Here is a 16,876-nt window from a genome sequence, read left to right as displayed (position 1 = left end):
TTTTGATCCGCTTTGGCCGTATTTGCCTTAGGGACAAGGCTGCTTGTATATGTTTCACGCTGGTCTATGCTCAATTCAGTAATAAAGCATCAATCAACATTGTGTGTGTTTGAAAAATAAGACAAAATTATCATTTTTCTGGGTGAGGCTTATGATCGGGAGGCTGCTGTGTTTTCTGACCGTTGGGCTGTGTTTACCGATGGCCGCCGGTGCCAGCGGGATGATCGATAAGTCGGACGGCATGCTGGATATGAGTGAGTATCTCACTGATAACCGCTACGGTTTTCTGCCGATCCCGGTGGTGATAACCGAACCGGCGGTGGGGTATGGCGGCGGGCTGTTTGGCTTGTTCCTGCATGATACCGAGGACAGTGAAAGATCGAAAAATCGCCAGAACGGCAGGCTGATTCCTCCCGCGATGACGGCGTTTGGCGGCGGAGCCACCCAAAACGGCACCTGGTTTGTCGGTGGCGGGCATCGCCACACCTGGAATGACGACAGCATCCGCTATCTGGTGGCGATGGGGTATGCGGACGTCAATCTCGACATTTATTCTGGCGATACGCTGGGGTTCGGCGAGGGAAAAGGCGTCAGCACCCAGACGAAGGGATACGGCGGGCTGCAAAGGCTGTTGTTTCGGGTAGGTGATACCCCGTTCTTTGTGGGTGCTTCACAATTTTATGCCAACATGGAAATTTCTGCCGATAACAAAGTTATCAATCGGGCGCTCCAGCGCGTGCTGGGTGAAAACAGCACGACATCAGCCCTCGGGCTGATGGTGCAGTACGACACGACGGATAACTTTTTTTATCCCCATAGCGGGCTGTCGGTGACGGGGCAATATCAGTTCTACACCAGCTTCCTCGGTGGGGATTACCGTTACAACCAGCTGTCGATTGACGGCAAATATTTCCAGCCGCTCGGTCATGATTTTACGCTGGTGCTGGCAGGGGATTATCAGTCGCTGTCAAACCAGGATGGTCATTTACCGCCGATGGCACGCCCGTATATCAATCTGCGGGGTATCTCGCGCTACCGCTATCAGGGGGATTATGTCAGCACGGTGCAAACGCAGCTGGAATGGCAGATGACGCCGCGCTGGACCCTGCAGGGATTTGTTGGCGCGGGGAGCGCAAGCAAAGAGGCCGATGAGCTATATGATTCAACGGAAGTGGCGTGGGGCGGCGGGTTCCGTTATCTGATTGCCCGCAAGTTTGGTCTGCGCACGGGCGTCGATGTCGCCTTCAGCGACAATGAGCAGGCGGTTTACTTCAACGTTGGGGCGGGGCTGTAAAAGGAATTTCCCGTCTTGACGGCAACACGAATATCAATAAAAACGCATGAGCTGTTGGTCCACACGGGCGCAGTATCGAGAGGGTTTGGATGAAGAGAACAATGAAGGGTAAACAACACAACCGGATGTTTGCGCTGCCGCTACTGTTGTTATCCGGACACGCACTGGCTGCGGCGGACACGGGGACGCCAGCTGACAGCAGCACTTTTCCCATCTGGGGAGACGAAGCCCGGGCGCGGGGTTATTCCATTCCGCTGCCGTTCGGCGTCAACCTCAGCTATATGAATATGCGTCAGAACGTCGACGTTGACAGTATTACATTCTCCGGGCTAAAGCTCGGCACCCACGCCATCCCAACAGATATGTTTGATATTGCCGTCGGCAATACTCGCGAACGCAGCAAGAGTGAAAACCTGCGTCTGGATATGTGGGTCTTTCCCTTCCTGAACGTCTACGGGCTGATGGGCTACACCAAAGGATCGTCCGTTTCAAACGTTTCGGTGGATGCCGACCCGTCCCGCTACACCGGTATCGACCGCGTTATCGCTTCATCCGTGCATAACCTTAACCGCAGCGGTGATTTGCAGGATATTGATTTTAAACTTGATTTCAAAGGGCAAACCTTTGGCGCAGGCTTCACCCTCGCCGGGGGATACCAGAACTGGTTTGGCCTGGTGGATACCAACTACACCCGCACCGATTTCGATATCCTCGACGGTAAAATTTCCGCCCTGACGGTTTCACCTCGCGTGGGCTATCGCTTCGAGCTAAAGGGGATTTCCGGGCCGTCGCATTTGAGCCTGTGGGTTGGCGCAATGTACCAGGACGTTCAGCAGGAGTTCAGGGGCAGCCTGTCTGACCTCAATATGCCCGCACAGCTTCAGCCGCTGATCAACACGGTGAATAAGGACGATCAGGGACGGTTTGATGTTAAACAGCATCTGACGTCGCCATGGAACACGTTGATAGGCGCGCAGTATGAAATTACGCAGAATTTTAACGTGCTGACAGAGATTGGCTTTAACGAGCGAAACAGCTTCTTCATGGCGGGCGAATACCGATTCTGATGAGCAAATATGGCGTATTGTTCCTCGGCTTGCTAAGCGTGCTGTCCGTATCGAAAAATGCCTGCAGCATGACTCGCGATGAGATTGACGGTTTTCTTGGCAAACTGGGGGCGGACAATCAGTACGATCCCAGCAAAGGCATCAACTGGAGCGTGCTGCCCGGACCGTTTTATACCCCTGAGCTGAAGCTCGGTCTGGGAACGGCGATTGCCGGGGTCTATCGCGTCGATCCGAAAGATAAAACTACGCAGAACTCCTCTATCTCTTTCACCGGTTTCGTCAGCACCAGCGGGGCGCTGGGCGTGGGCATGAAGTCCTACACCTTCTTCAGCGGTGACAAATGGCGCATGTTTGTCGATGGATCGTTGTCGAATGTCCCCACAGGATTCTGGGGCATTGGCTATGATGCGGCACAGGGGAATGAACAGAAATACACGGACCAGGCGATTGAAATCCACCCGCAGATAATGCGTCAGGTCATCGATCATCTGTACGTGGGGGTTGGCTGGGACTATTCAACGCTGCATGCCACCGAGATAGAAAACACCCGACCTGACGATAATTTCTCCCGCTATGACGCGGCAAAAGATTCAAAAAGCTCAGGCGTGACCGCAACCCTCAACTATGACTCGCGGGATGTGATTACCCGGCCGCGGCGTGGTCAGTTTTTCAGTGCGGAATTCAGCGACTTTGATCCGGCGTTTGGCTCGGATAATCACTTTACCGTTTTGCAGCTGCAATATAATTATTATCATCCTCTTAACGAGGCGGACGTGCTGGCGTTCGACCTTTGGGGACGCTTTGCCCGTGGGAATGTGCCATGGGATCGGCTGTCTGAATTAGGCGACGACAACCGGATGCGGGGTTACTACCAGGGCCGCTACCGCGATAAAGACGTGATCAGCACCCAGGTGGAATACCGCAAAAAGCTGGACTGGCGAAACGGCTATGTTTTGTGGCTAGGGATGGGGGCCTTAGGCGGTAGCGAAGAGGATCTTTCCGACCATGCGCCGCTGCCAACGGCGGGTGTGGGTTATCGCTTTGAGGTCAAACCAGATATGAATATTCGTCTCGATTTGGGATTTGGGAAAGAGAGCGCCGGATTTTATTTCCAGGTCGCGGAGGCATTTTAATGCGTTTATGGCTTTTAACACTGTTGCTTGGTATGTCATCTGTAAGTTATGGCGCGCAGACGCCAGCGACCGATATTTTACCCATAGAGCAGGCGAAACGCGTCTGGCCCGTTGTGGAGAATCTCACCCCGCCGGAGTCTTTGCGGCCCTGCTGTGCTTTTGGCTACGACCTTCACGTCCGGGCAATCGGCGTCCCCATTCCGGTCTACCAGATAGGTAACGTCCTGACGGCCTCCACCCTTGGCGAACACCACTATAACGACAGTGCGTTCGGGGCGGTGAAAAATATCGTTGGCTTAAGCAAAGAGAAAAGTGGCCTGATATACACCCATCGCGGCGGCTTTATCGATATTGCGCACGTGCGCGACACGGCGGACAACACGCTTTATCTCTTCTCGCACATCTACTCAAGGCTTGGCCAGGACTGGCGGATCTTCTTCAGCGAGGAACTGGGCCTGCGCCGCATTCAGCTCCACGCTTTTACGCCTCCGGCCGCGATGGCGGATCGCTATACTTTAGCCGCCTGGCTGGCGGGCCATCTCGCTTTCCAGATGGCGCAGTGGCATGAAGTTGCCCAATGGTATGGCTTCCAGTCCGTGCCCGGCTTCTCTGAAGAGATATCCGCTTTCTCACCGGAAGATCTGTACTCCAATTTGCTGGGCGCACGTCTGGCAATAAACGTTATTTTGCAGGGCCATGCAGGATCCACGGAGGCCTACAATCACGCAATGGATAAAGCGCTACATTCGGCGCTCATACAGCTAGGGGCCGTCAGCAAAGAAGAAACCGAAAGGGAATTCCGCGACCTGGACGGCGACTGGTGGAACAGCAAGCGCCGGGTACCGGATAAGTTCCTGGTGCTGAACCGCAATTACGATCTGAGTGAAAACCGCCTGCCGACCGAAGTGCCTTTTGAGCGCGCTGAACGCTATCGCATTATGATGCCCGCCGAGGTAGCTGGTGTACCGCTAAACAGCCTCGGAGAGCTGCAAATTCATAAAGGCAATAATATGAAAGGATTGAAAGCGCCGGCAGATTTCTACACGCCGCCGCAGTTTAAAGCGCTGGCGGAGCAGGCGAAACAGGCCGATCAGATCCAGCTGCAAAGAATGAATAAATAATAAACAGCGCCGCTCCGAAGAGCGGCTAGGGTGTATAAGCATAGCGTCATCCACCGCTGATGGTTGCTGTGTCGGATGACACTACGTTTATCCGACCAACGAGACTGGTTTGTCAGATATTTTCCAGGTCGATGCCCCGGGTCTTTGGCCCAAAAATGCCAATCGTGAGCATCACAATCAGCATGCTGATGACGATGAAAGCGATCACGCCAATTGAGCCGCTGTATTGCAGAATAAGGCCAATCAGGATGCTGCTGAACACGGTCGACAAACGGCTGAAGGAGTAGCAGAAACCCACCGCACGCGCGCGAATATAGGTCGGGAAGACTTCCGACTGGTACGAGTGATAGCTGTAGGTTAGCCAGGCGTTAGACCAGGTGATAAAGAAGCCGCACAGAATCAGCCATACGGGATTGTTTTGCAGCGCAAACAGCGAGCCAAAGACCACCGTCGTCAGGCAGGAGAGGACGATTTGCCATTTATTCTCCATCTTGTCCGCAAAGCGGCTGCAAATCAGCGAGCCTAACGGGTAGGCCAGAGTGATGAAAAAGGCGTACAAAAGGCTGTGGGTGACCGAAGCCCCCTTGCCGGAGAGCAGGGCGGGTAACCAGTTACCGAAACCGAAAAAGCCGATCGCCTGGAAGAAGTTCATCACTACCAGCATCATGGTGCGTCCCCGGTAGCGCGGCGACCAGATATCCTTAAAACGTCCCTGCTGCGGTTTCATATCGCTTTCTGAGGCCGCCCGAACGGGAAACTCGGTGCTTGTGGAAAGGCCGCAACGGCGCTCCATATCCCACATCACTTCCCGCGCCTCCTGATAACGCTTCTTTTGCACCAGCCAGCGGGGCGATTCAGGCAGGCCCTGACGAACCATCCAGACCAGAAATGAAGCGACGGCCCCGGCAATCACCACGAAGCGCCAGCCGCTAAGCCCCAATATCGTCTGCGGCACGAGCCACCACGACATAATGGCCACGGCGGGAACGGAAAGAAACTGAATGAAGAACGAGAAGGCGAATGCCCTTGTCCGAAGGTGGGCAGGAACCCATTCAGTCAGATAGGTATCGATGGTCACCAGCTCAATACCTAAGCCAATTCCCACCATAAAACGCAGAAAAATTACCCATTCCGCCTGATGCTGAAAGGCCATAAGCAGCGAAAAGGCGCCGTACCAGGCCAGCGCAAACATGAACGTTGTGCGGCGGCCCAGGCGGTCGGCGTAGGGACTGAGCAGGCTGGCACCGAGAAACAGGCCAAGGAATGTGGCGGAGGCAAATGCAGCCTGATCCGCGAAGCCAAACACGCCCTGTGAACCGGTATGGAAAATCCCCTCCGCGATCAACCCGCCGCTGATGTAACCCGTCTGAAAGAGATCGTATAGTTCGAAAAAGCCCCCCAGCGCCAGCAGTGAGATAAAGAGCCATAGCCCACGAGAGACGGGCAAAGCATCGATTCTGTCTGCCAAATCTTGTTCATGAAGGAAGGGTTGGGCGATCGCCTCGTCATAGGTTGCCGACTGGTTACTCATCATTTACCTTTGTGTAACATTTTTATGATGATCTTATGCTAGAGGCTACGGCGCGGAGTTAAATTTTTATTTGCTGGCCACGGAAAATTAATTAAGCATAAAAAACTATGGCTTAGCTTGTTTAGCTGAGAAAAACATCGGCACCGGGCAGGCGCTGCGGGAGAGGATACCATGCTCACGCGGGAGCGCTTGCATGGCACAGGAGTCTCTAAGGAGAGACGTTACAGGAGAAAAATCGCCTGCATTTTCTATGGGATCAGACCTTTTTGTCTTCGGTACGCAGCTCAAAATCAGAAGCATCATGACGTTCATGCAATTGCTCTGAAGGCTCGCCCCAGGTGCGGTTAACAATACGTCCGCGTTTCACTGCCGGGCGGTTTGCCACTTCCTCTGCCCAGCGCTGGAAGTGCTTATATGATGCGACATCGAGGAATTCAGCCGAGTCGTAAAGCCCGCCTTTTGCCAGCGCGCCGTACCACGGCCAGATTGCCATGTCCGCAATGGAATACTCATCGCCCGCAATAAAACGGTGGTCGGCAAGCTGACGATCCAGCACGTCCAGCTGGCGCTTGGTTTCCATCGCAAAGCGGTTGATGGCGTATTCGATTTTCATCGGCGCATAGTGGAAGAAGTGCCCAAAACCACCGCCCAGATAAGGCGCGGAGCCCTGCAGCCAGAACAACCAGTTCAGCGTTTCGGTACGAGCGGCAACCTCTTTCGGGATGAAGTGCCCGAACTTCTCTGCCAGATAGAGCAGAATCGAGCCGGATTCAAATACGCGAACCGGCGGGTTAGCTGAATTATCGAGCAGCGCCGGAATTTTCGAGTTAGGGTTCACCTCCACGAAGCCGCTGGAGAACTGATCGCCTTCGCCAATGCGTATCAGGTGCGCATCGTACTCCGCCCCGCTTACGCCAAGCGCCAGCAGCTCCTCCAGCAGAATCGTAACCTTCTGACCGTTCGGCGTACCGAGGGAATAGAGCTGTAGCGGATGTTTGCCGGCTGGCAGCGCTTTGTCGTGCGTTGGCCCGGCAACCGGGCGGTTGATATTGGAAAATTGTCCGGCTTCGGATTTGTTCCAGGTCCACACTTTCGGTGGATGATAGTTGTTTTCGGACATGCTGTTGGTCTGCCTTCTGTTGTAGGAATCAACTTGGGCAGATCAGTTTATGTCATCCATCGGCTTGTGGCGAAAATAACTTCAAAGGCCGACGATACCCCGAGGAAGGATCACGCAAAGAGCTTTCACATCCATTACTACCGAATTCCAATGAGCGAAGCGCAGAAAAAATAACCTGTGCAGATAATAGTTCACAAAAATGAAACTATCATGGCTCACGAACGGAAAATTTATGAAGTGGGAAAATATTTGTGGTTTCTAATATTCTTATGGACCTTTGTTGTGCGGTGAGGTTTCTGTTCATTGCAGCATTTTTACACTTAACTTAAATTTGATTTTTGTTATTCATAATTGACTAAAATGTGATTAGAGTTAATTTGTATTTTTTTATTAAATACCATTAATAATCATTATGTTATGCATTTTGTTGTCCAGCTGGTGGTGACTGCTTATAACTTGAGTAATACGTTTTATAAATGTAGGATTGGATTTGTTTGATTAGCTTAATAAAAAGAAAGAATTGCACTTATTTCTTTTTTAACACACAGCCTGATAATTAAAATAAAGTGTCGACATGATGGCTTGATATGTCTGCACGATAAGTATTACATGGAGTCATTAACATGAAGATTCGCCAAAAAACATTCTGGCACCTGGTTGTTGCATTATTCGGAATATTGTCAGTATTTGGCCAGCAAGCAAACGCAGCGGTAACGTGTCGGCCTTCAACAGCATTTCCTCCCCTGACCATTGTTCCCAATGTCACCGTCTCATCATCAACGGCTGGTGAAGACATGGATGTAGGAAGCACTATTTGGGCGACCCAGATGGGGTACTCCTCGCAAACAATAGGCATTTACTGTGATGGTGCATTTAATGTGACAATGGCGATGAAGCCAACTAACCTTCCTTCCGGCTCGCCAACTACGATGACAACACTTTATGGCTCGGTGCCGGTTTTCCCGACGAATGTACCTGGTGTCGGTGTCGTTATCTGGAAAAATGGTAACGAAGGCCGAAAAATTTTCCTCGGGACATCATTAATCTCCACCACCGATCCCATCTCGTTGGATAGGGCAGGAGATAACGGGCTAGGGCCGCATGTTAAATATTTTGGCGTCGCACTGGTCAAGACTGGCGCAATCGCATCCGGAGCCGTTGTTAATGCAAGTTCTTTCCCGCATTGGGCCTGGGTGGTTCCACCTCAGTCAGGTTACGGTGGTTTACCCATTTCGCTGTTAAATGTCAGTTTTACGGGCAGTAGCCGATTTGTGACGCAAACCTGCACCACGCCGGCTAATACGATCGTCAACCTGGGAAAATACAGTATCAACGATGCAACTTTCTCAGGGGTTGGGTCGACGACAAAATGGATTGACTCCTCCATCGTTTTGCAAAACTGTCCTAAATTTAATGGATTTTATGGCTACCATGGTTACCAGACGATAGATGGTTCTAATACACCGACAGGAGGGTTCAGAACAGCGAATACCTTCACCATTTCAGTCGTACCGGCGAATCCTGTTTCCGGTAAGGTTATCGCCATTGATACAGGTGCAGATGCTGCGAAAGGTGTAGGGATCCAGTTAGGCTATACCCCTGACGATATCAATGCAGCGGCAACAGCACCAACAACGGTCTGGAGTGATGGAGATACCTGGAACTTAACGCCGCCAGTGGAAGGGGGGACCGTAAAAATCCCCCTTGCAGCCCGTTACTACCAGACTGAGAAAATCCTCGCTCCCGGTATGGCTAATGCAGAAGCTGTCGTCAACATTTTTTATAAATAACGGCGAGTTAACATAGTGATTAGAGCAAATGCCGGTAGATTTCCGGCATTTTGTTAATGATGTGGACGGCCCGTTTGTGACAGACCAACTATTCCATTTAATTGCAGAAGGGGCTAGCGAACGCTCCGGGTCGAGATCCAGTCCGCCAGCGACTGATTGCCCTGAGCGGCGGCAAGGGAGGCGGCGGTGTTACCCTTTTTATCATTGAGGGCCAGATCGGCACCGTGAGAAAGTAAAAAGGTTAAAAAATCCTTATGTCCAAACAGAGCGGCATACATCGCCGCAGTTTGTCCGACGGGGTTTTGCTGGTTAACATCCGTGCGTGGATTACCTAATAATATCCTGGCCGCACCGATATCGTTTTTAAATGCGGCACCCATCAGCGCGCTTCGTCCATGGTTATCTAACAAGCCCGGATCGGCACCCTGAGCTAAAAGGTAGCGGGCGACACTATATTGGCCATGATAAGTAGCAAGTATCAGCAGGCTATAACCGTTGCTGTCCGTGTCATTCACGTTAGCGCCGGAGCTGATTGATTGTTTTACTACCTCAAGGTTACCGACGCGGGCGGCATCAATAACGGCAGGACTAATCGATGCGACAGAGGGTTGGGATAATAACATCAGTGCGAGAATGACAAATCTGGCGATTATGTTCATTGGCTAATTCTGCCTGCTTGCACAGGCAGACCTCATTAGTTAGTTTTGCAGTTCAGCAGCCATTTTTTCTATCACTGCTACATCGTCTTTTGTGTGTGCTGCCAAACGCTTACCATAGTCAGCGTCAGCCTTATAGAAATAACTCAGCATGGTAGATCGCACCTGCTTGTTCTGGACTTTCAGGAGGTCATCGCCTAAATCCTGGATAAGATCGTTTTGCTGTAAAGGCGTTAAAGAACGATAAAAAATACCTGCCTGCTCGAAATTGTCGGTTTTGGCAATCATCTGTTGCTGCACATTTCCGCTGAGGAGAGGCGTGGAGGCTTTATAAGCGGCATCATCCTTCAGGCCATTATCATTCACCGAAGGCTGATAGTTTACCTCCCCAGAGGTCTGGCCATGATGACCACTCCCTTCCTGGTTATAATTTTTCACAGCGACCTTCGGGCGGTTAACCGGGATCTGCTGGTAATTAGCACCCAGGCGATACATGTGGGTATCTGCGTAAGAGAACAGACGGCCCTGTAACATACGGTCTTCGGAAGCTTCAATGCCGGGAATGAAGTTAGAAGGATCAAAGGCGACCTGCTCGGTCGTTTCGAAGAAGTTTTTGGGAACTTTATTTAATGTCAGCGTGCCAATTTTGGTTTCCGGTACACCGTGCCACTCTTTCGTATCATCTAAGGGGTTATAGCTGAAATCGTTTAACTGTTCGGGCTTGAGCGTCTGAATGTATAAGTCCCACACCGGGAGCTTACCGGCATTTATCGTGCTGTATAAATCATTCGTCAGATTGTTAAAGTCTTTTCCCTGCATCTTTTGTGCTTCGGCCCCGTTGTAGCCCTTAACCCCTTGATGGCTTTTAAAGTGGAACTTCACATAAGTTATTTCACCTTTCTTATTGATGAATTTAAAGGCATGTACGCCAAAGCCATCCATTTCTCTGTATGAGGCGGGTATGCCGTGGAAAGAGAAGATACGAGTCAGCATATGGGTACTTTCAGGCTGGTGGCTGAAAAAATCATAATACCGCTCGGGATTCTGGACGTTGGTCACCGGCGACGGTTTAAGCGAGTGAATCATGTCAGGGAATTTAATCGCATCACGGATGAAAAATACAGGTTCGCTTAGGCCAACTAAATCCCAGTTTCCCTGTGAGGTATAAAATTTTATGGCGAAACCATGTGGATCTCTTAATTCCTCCGGGGAACCCTTAGGGTGTATTACCGTTGAGAAGCGAACAAATACGGGAGTTGTCGTTCCTGGTAAAAATACGTTTGCCTTTGTCAGATCAGAAATATCTTTCTCAGCCTTAAACTCTCCAAAAGCGCCTGTTCCCCGTGCATGCACAACACGCTCAGGTATTCTTTCGCGGTCGAAACGCTGCAGCTTCTGAATTAAATGGCCATCCTGGAGTAACGTGGGCCCATTGGGACCGGCAGTCTGTGAGTTTTGATTATCGCCGACGGGTGCACCGTTGTCCTGAGTCATCAGGCTACTCTCAGAGGCCAGGACTGTTAAAGGTGATACCAACAAAAACATGAAGATTTTGCCGTAATTTTTTTGTCTGCTCATAATGACTCCTGCTTGTATTTAACATTATATTAACCACCTGGCATCATTAAATGCTCTGCGGCTACAATATAGAGTTGCCTTTAATAATTTATATGGCGCATATAAAGACACTCAGGGCATGAGAAGTAACATACTTCATTAAATAAGCAAAATTACGCCTGATACTAACAATGATAATGAGCCATTATCATTTATTAAAATTTACTTTTGGATTATTTTTAATAACAGGCTGAAGCCACGCCATACAAGGGGGTAATAACAAACTGACAATCATGGTGTAAATATTATTAATAATGCTTAATCAGCCTGGCCTATTTATGCGATAGGCTTCATGCAATCAAAAGGGATTAAAATCGATGGTTTGCGTGATATATATCACATTTAATGGAAAATATAGGGTGGTACTAATTATCGAGGTAGAAAATCATCATATCTGACGCTGCTGCAACGATTGGTTGAGGAGGAAATGACTGATTACGAGTCATGTGTTTTGTCACATAAAAAAATCCACGCGGCGGCGTGGATTTAGATTGCTGACAAAGAAGGAAAAAGCGTGGTTTTTCCTTCTTTGTGATAAGCAGGCGAAAATCAACGAATTGATTTTCCTTGTTATTTATTCGGTGAGATCTTTGCGAAACGCATTCGCTTTAGGTTTGTCATCAGTCTGAATCCACGCGGCGGCGTGGATTTTATCAGCGAAGTCCATGTGATTGCGTGAATCGACATGGGGCAACGGAGAGGGAGGACGTATAATCTAGATTGTATTTTGCTGATTATAATAACTTTTTCATGTGCTGGCCTTTAGCGTTTACTCATTTTATACTCGTTTCGAAAACTGCGATTTGCGTTCTTTAGCTGGGCCACATCTAACGAATGTTGAACCAGCCGGTTGTTTCCTCAATTACACGCCAGAGTTTCTGGGGTATAGCAAGTTGTTCAGCATCAGATGCAGCAATATCGAGAGCAATTTTACCTTCAGCTTTGCCCTCTACGAACTTAACCCAGTCTGGGTTCATCACCATTCCCTGACCTACGGCAGTCAAAGATACCCCTGCTTTAACAGCATCCTCGGCTTGCTCTGGCGTTCGCAACTGTCCGGCAACAATCAGAGGTATACGTCCAGCAAGGTGATCGCGCACGATTTCGATGGCTTTGGGTCCATTCGGCGAATCAACTGCTCTGGCTTCAAGGGCATTACCGAGTGATACGTTAAGATAATCAATACCTTTGTCGACAAGGCGATCAACCAATTGAAGAGACTCATCAATGCGCAACCCATCGTCATAATGCTCATCCAGCGTAATACGGTATCCCATCAGAAAGGGATTGGTTGCATGTTTTGCAATTGTGTTACGCACACTGTCGATGACGCCGAGAGGGAAACGCATACGGTTTTCAATAGAGCCGCCCCATTGATCGTCTCTTCGGTTGGAATGAGGTGAGAAAAAGTTCTGAAGTAAAAAGCCATGGGCACCATGTAACTCAACACCATCGAATCCTGCTTCTATGGCACGGCGAGTGGTTTCACCGAAAGCTTGAATAACAGTTTCGACTTCTGCGCAGGTAAGTGTGCGAGGAATAACGGAAGGTGCGAAAGGCCCAGCATCACCGGGAACAGCGCTTGCCGCTACGATATCTGAAACTAGTTCAGGGCTGGTTTTCACACCAGCATGGAAAATTTGTAAGATTGCCGGTGCTCCACCGCTTTTTGCCGCCGCCGCAAGACGCTTTAAACCGGGAATAAATTTGTCGTCATATGAAGCAAATTCCCCCGTAAATCCGATGCCATTTTCCTGAACATGAGTACAGCCGGTAATCACCAGCCCAATGTCCTGAACACGTCGACGATAATAAGCTTCTTCCTCATGCGATACTGTGCCGTCATCATTACCCGCCCATGTTGTCATGGGTGCCATCACAATACGGTTGCGCAGAGTCACACCTTTACCGAGCGTAAATTTTTCAAGAAGTGGATTTTTTTTCATGGATAGCTATACCTAAACGAGATTCTTTTTGAAGAAAGGAGCCAGCTCACTCGCGGCAACCGTTGCACCCTGACCATCATAGAGATCCATGTGCGTCGCACCTGGGATGATATGCAGCGTTTTTTGAACAGAAGCAGCAGCTTTGTGTAATTCCTGGCTGTGCCAGAGCGAACCAGCTTTGCTACCGGCTACAATCAGAAGCGGCTGCGTTAAATAGACATCTGCCCCTTCAAACCCGGTGAATGACGCCAGCGTACTGATACTTGTCATCAGCATTTGGTTGGTGGAAGTCGGATATTTTCCGCGTTCGGTCAGATAGTAGTCCGCAGCTTCCTGAAGATCTTTTGGGGCACTGGTGTCACCCAATTTGGGCACATAGTTGACATAAGCCGGTGCGTCGCCCGCTGCTTCTGCTGTGCGCTGTTTAGCAACAGCATCCAGAGTCGCAATGAGTTCAGATTCAGATGTTGTTCCAGCCCAGCCTTTACGGGTCGCCGCTCCGACATCCACGGCACTGACTGTTGCCAGCGCTTTGATTCGGCGTTCCGTCATCGACGCTTTAACCGTGATACCACTTCCTGCACAAACGCCTAATGCGCCAATGCGATTATTATCGACATAAGGGAGAGTCGTCAGGTAATCGACTGCGCTATAGAAATCGGCGACTCGCTTCACAGGATCATCAACAAAGCGCGGTAATCCGCCACTGGCCCCCTGATGGGAGGCATCAAACGCCAGAGTGACAAATCCTTCTTTAGCCAGCTTGAGGGCGTAAAGGCCAGCTGTCTGTTCCTTAACACCACCACCAGGGTGGACAACGACAATAGCAGCGTATTGACGGTTTTGGCTGAAATCCGGGGGCACGTAGACGTTTCCGGACATCATTATCTCATTGTTGCGGAACAGGACGCTGCTGACTGTGATTCCATCTACGTGTGTCGTGGTACCTGATGTTCGAGGGGTAGGTGAGAGCAGGGCTGAAGCATGACCCGCCATCGGAAATCCTGCGGAGGCCACTGAACTTGTCAATATAAAATTTCGGCGGCTTAATCCACCTGTTTTATTACTCATTGCAAGACTCCTTCATTTACATGATGACGGCCCTGGCCGCTGAAAGAACACAGATTGTTTCAGTGGCCATCTTAATCTCTTCAGTATTCAGAAATTAGAGGCTTAATTTCGCATGGGCTTAGAAGGAGATTTTCTTAATGGGGTTATAAGCAACAGAGTACGATATGGACCAGGACAAACAGCGTTCAAAGGTTATTGGATGCGGAGTGCTTCGAGCACAAGTGCAAATGCCGGAGAATGCTGTAGACGGCTGGGGTAGTAAAGATGGTAGGGGGGACGCGGTGGGCACCAGTCAGTAAGCACCTGGACTAACAACCCGTTTTCAAGATAATTCTCCACGGTATCTAGCGGCAGATAAGCAAGCCCCAGCCCATCAAGGGCGGCCTGTCTCATCATATTTATAGTGCTGAAAGTCGCTTGTCCATCGATGCGAACCTTAATTTCAGTTTTATCCTTCCGAAACTCCCAGGTATAGAATCCGCCATGAGTAGGCAGGCGTAATCTGATACAGCTGTGCTCGTTTAAATCACGAGGCGTTCCCGGATATGTCTTCCCCTTAAAATACGAGGGGGCCCCGACCACTGCAAAACAGAAGTCCCTGGCAAGGGGCAAAGAAACCATATCCATATCGACCTGTTCTCCCAACCGAACACCGGCATCATAACGCTCAGCGACGATATCTTTGAGTCCGTACTCGCTGATAATTTCAATGTTGATATCAGGATACTCAAGCATCACCGGGGCGAGTTTAGGCCAGAGAATTGTATCGGCTGCATGTTCAACGGCAGTAATTCGCACAGTACCGGCTGGTTTATCCCGTAATCCGCTGAGCGCGGCGATCTCACTTTCAATTTCGTCGAAATGTGGCCCTATACGGGAAAGTAGCCGCTCGCCAGCTTCCGTCACAGAAACGCTACGTGTGGTTCGAGTAAGAAGACGAAGACCAAGGTCTGCTTCAAGAGTCCTCACCGTGTAGCTCAGCGCCGACTGTGAGACACCTAACTGAGCGGCCGCTTTGGTGAAGCTTTTTTCTCGAGCCACGGCGATAAAAGCTTGATAATCGTTCACATTTTTACGGCGCATTTATTAACCTGGGCTCTTGTGGATTAACATACAGACTTAATAAAATAATTCTTGCCGAGGGGAGTTGTCTATTGCTAACTATTCACCACCTCTCTACCCGATAAGTGACCATTCTCTGCACGCTCTGGCCAGCCTTTTATCTGCAACGTGCTTACTCGCGTTTCAACCGTGCCCGAGAGCGTGAATATGGAAGTGATTTTACGCACAGGCGTACTTAATTTTAGCTGCGCTTCGTCGCTATTATTATTTGAGACATTGTGAAATGAAAAATCCACGCAATTGCGTGGATTTTATAGTTTTCTACGGCTCTTATGAGATTCAGCGGAACCTCATGAGACGGCAAATTTTATTTAGACGTTGAACAGGAAGTTCATCACGTCGCCATCTTTCACGATGTAGTCTTTACCTTCCGCACGCATCTTGCCTGCTTCCTTCGCGCCTTGCTCACCTTTGTAGGTGATAAAGTCTTCGTACGCGATGGTCTGTGCGCGAATAAAGCCTTTTTCGAAGTCGGTGTGGATTTTACCTGCAGCCTGCGGCGCGGTGGCCCCGACTGGGATTGTCCATGCGCGAACTTCTTTTACGCCAGCGGTGAAATAGGTTTGCAGGTTCAGCAGTTCGTAACCGGCGCGGATTACGCGGTTCAGGCCTGGCTCTTCCAGACCCATTTCGGCCATGAACTCGTCACGGTCGGCGTCGTCCAGCTCGGCGATATCAGACTCAACCGCTGCGCAAACCGCCACCACCACGGAGCCTTCGGCTGCCGCGATTTCACGGACTTTGTCCAGGTATGGGTTGTTTTCGTAGCCGTCTTCATTGACGTTAGCGATGTACATGGTTGGCTTCAGCGTCAGGAAGCTCAGGTATTTGATTGCCGCTTTGTCTTCTTCGCTCAGGTTCAGCGCGCGCAGCATACCGGCGTTTTCCAGCTGTGGCAGGCATTTTTCCAGTGCGGCCAGCTCGGCTTTTGCGTCTTTGTCGCCGCCCTTAGCTTTCTTCTGTATGCGGTGCATCGCGCGTTCACAGGTATCCAGATCGGAGAGGGCCAGCTCGGTGTTGATCACCTCGATGTCGTCAGCCGGGTCAACCTTGTTGTTCACGTGAATGATGTTGTCATTCTCGAAGCAGCGCACCACGTGGCCGATAGCTTCGGTTTCGCGGATGTTGGTCAGGAACTGGTTGCCCAGGCCTTCACCTTTAGACGCGCCTTTCACCAGGCCGGCGATATCCACGAATTCCATGGTGGTAGGCAGGATACGCTGAGGTTTTACGATTTCGGCCAGCTTGTCCAGGCGTGGGTCCGGCATCGGCACCACGCCGGTGTTCGGCTCAATGGTACAGAACGGGAAGTTTGCTGCTTCAATTCCCGCCTTGGTGAGCGCGTTGAACAGGGTGGATTTACCGACGTTCGGCAAGCCGACGATACCGCATTTGAATCCCATGGTTT

Annotated in this window: 13 protein-coding genes; 5 read left to right on the top strand and 8 right to left on the bottom strand. The window is 50.4% G+C overall.

All coding sequences use genetic code 11. From position 1 onward, the window contains the following. Nucleotides 1–151 precede the first annotated feature (151 nt). The 4 genes from HYQ67_RS00220 to HYQ67_RS00205 all read left to right on the top strand — a co-directional run bounded on the left by HYQ67_RS00220 (nt 152) and on the right by HYQ67_RS00205 (nt 4,615). Nucleotides 152–1,294, top strand: coding sequence for a BamA/TamA family outer membrane protein (locus HYQ67_RS00220; protein ID WP_237391023.1), 1,143 nt, complete (start codon nt 152–154; stop codon nt 1,292–1,294). Between the two features lie 101 nt (nt 1,295–1,395). Continuing rightward, nucleotides 1,396–2,361, top strand: a complete 966-nt coding sequence (locus HYQ67_RS00215; protein ID WP_237391022.1) for a hypothetical protein — start codon at nt 1,396–1,398, stop codon at nt 2,359–2,361. After that, a complete protein-coding gene (locus tag HYQ67_RS00210; RefSeq protein WP_202300545.1) occupies nt 2,361–3,494 on the top strand; it encodes a BamA/TamA family outer membrane protein in 1,134 nt (377 codons plus the stop codon). Before HYQ67_RS00215 ends, HYQ67_RS00210 begins: the two co-directional genes overlap by 1 nt. Then, nucleotides 3,494–4,615 carry a DUF4056 domain-containing protein gene (locus tag HYQ67_RS00205; RefSeq protein WP_202300543.1) on the top strand — a complete coding sequence of 374 codons (1,122 nt, stop codon included), beginning with the start codon at nt 3,494–3,496 and terminating at the stop codon, nt 4,613–4,615. The genes HYQ67_RS00210 and HYQ67_RS00205 overlap by 1 nt, the downstream gene beginning before the upstream one ends. Nucleotides 4,616–4,727: 112 nt before the next feature. On the opposite strand, the gene HYQ67_RS00200 is transcribed toward HYQ67_RS00205, so the two are convergent. Together HYQ67_RS00200 and yghU are read right to left on the bottom strand one after the other, a co-directional pair. Beyond that, nucleotides 4,728–6,146 carry an MFS transporter gene (locus tag HYQ67_RS00200; RefSeq protein WP_202301041.1) on the bottom strand — a complete coding sequence of 473 codons (1,419 nt, stop codon included), beginning with the start codon at nt 6,144–6,146 and terminating at the stop codon, nt 4,728–4,730. Nucleotides 6,147–6,402: 256 nt separating this feature from the next. Next, nucleotides 6,403–7,266: a glutathione-dependent disulfide-bond oxidoreductase gene (gene yghU / locus HYQ67_RS00195; RefSeq protein WP_202300541.1), complete on the bottom strand. Its 864-nt coding sequence runs from the start codon at nt 7,264–7,266 to the stop codon at nt 6,403–6,405. 623 nt (nt 7,267–7,889) lie between these two features. On the opposite strand from yghU, the gene HYQ67_RS00190 reads away from it, so the two are divergent. Then, nucleotides 7,890–9,056, top strand: coding sequence for a fimbrial protein (locus HYQ67_RS00190; RefSeq protein ID WP_202300539.1), 1,167 nt, complete (start codon nt 7,890–7,892; stop codon nt 9,054–9,056). A gap of 113 nt (nt 9,057–9,169) precedes the next feature. Here HYQ67_RS00190 and HYQ67_RS00185 read toward each other — a convergent pair whose 3' ends face one another. The 6 genes from HYQ67_RS00185 to ychF form a co-directional block, all read right to left on the bottom strand. Next, on the bottom strand, nt 9,170–9,715 hold the full coding sequence (locus HYQ67_RS00185) for an ankyrin repeat domain-containing protein (protein ID WP_202300537.1): 546 nt from the start codon (nt 9,713–9,715) through the stop codon (nt 9,170–9,172). Nucleotides 9,716–9,754: 39 nt separating this feature from the next. After that, nucleotides 9,755–11,290, bottom strand: a complete 1,536-nt coding sequence (locus HYQ67_RS00180; protein WP_272929745.1) for a catalase — start codon at nt 11,288–11,290, stop codon at nt 9,755–9,757. A gap of 866 nt (nt 11,291–12,156) precedes the next feature. Then, nucleotides 12,157–13,275, bottom strand: coding sequence for an NADH-dependent flavin oxidoreductase (locus tag HYQ67_RS00175; protein ID WP_202300535.1), 1,119 nt, complete (start codon nt 13,273–13,275; stop codon nt 12,157–12,159). A 12-nt stretch (nt 13,276–13,287) separates the two neighbouring features. Next, nucleotides 13,288–14,346 carry an alpha/beta hydrolase gene (locus HYQ67_RS00170; RefSeq protein WP_237391020.1) on the bottom strand — a complete coding sequence of 353 codons (1,059 nt, stop codon included), beginning with the start codon at nt 14,344–14,346 and terminating at the stop codon, nt 13,288–13,290. 192 nt (nt 14,347–14,538) lie between these two features. After that, complete coding sequence (locus HYQ67_RS00165; protein WP_202300533.1) at nt 14,539–15,429, bottom strand: LysR family transcriptional regulator; 891 nt, start codon at nt 15,427–15,429, stop codon at nt 14,539–14,541. A 350-nt stretch (nt 15,430–15,779) separates the two neighbouring features. After that, nucleotides 15,780–16,871 carry a redox-regulated ATPase YchF gene (gene ychF, locus HYQ67_RS00160; protein ID WP_202300532.1) on the bottom strand — a complete coding sequence of 364 codons (1,092 nt, stop codon included), beginning with the start codon at nt 16,869–16,871 and terminating at the stop codon, nt 15,780–15,782. Nucleotides 16,872–16,876: the final 5 nt, after the last annotated feature.

Origin of the sequence: Dryocola clanedunensis subsp. sulfonylureivorans, from assembly GCF_016756775.1 — a bacterium.
In the GTDB taxonomy this organism is placed as follows: domain Bacteria; phylum Pseudomonadota; class Gammaproteobacteria; order Enterobacterales; family Enterobacteriaceae; genus Dryocola; species Dryocola clanedunensis.
This window is presented reverse-complemented; position numbering and strand designations above follow the sequence as displayed.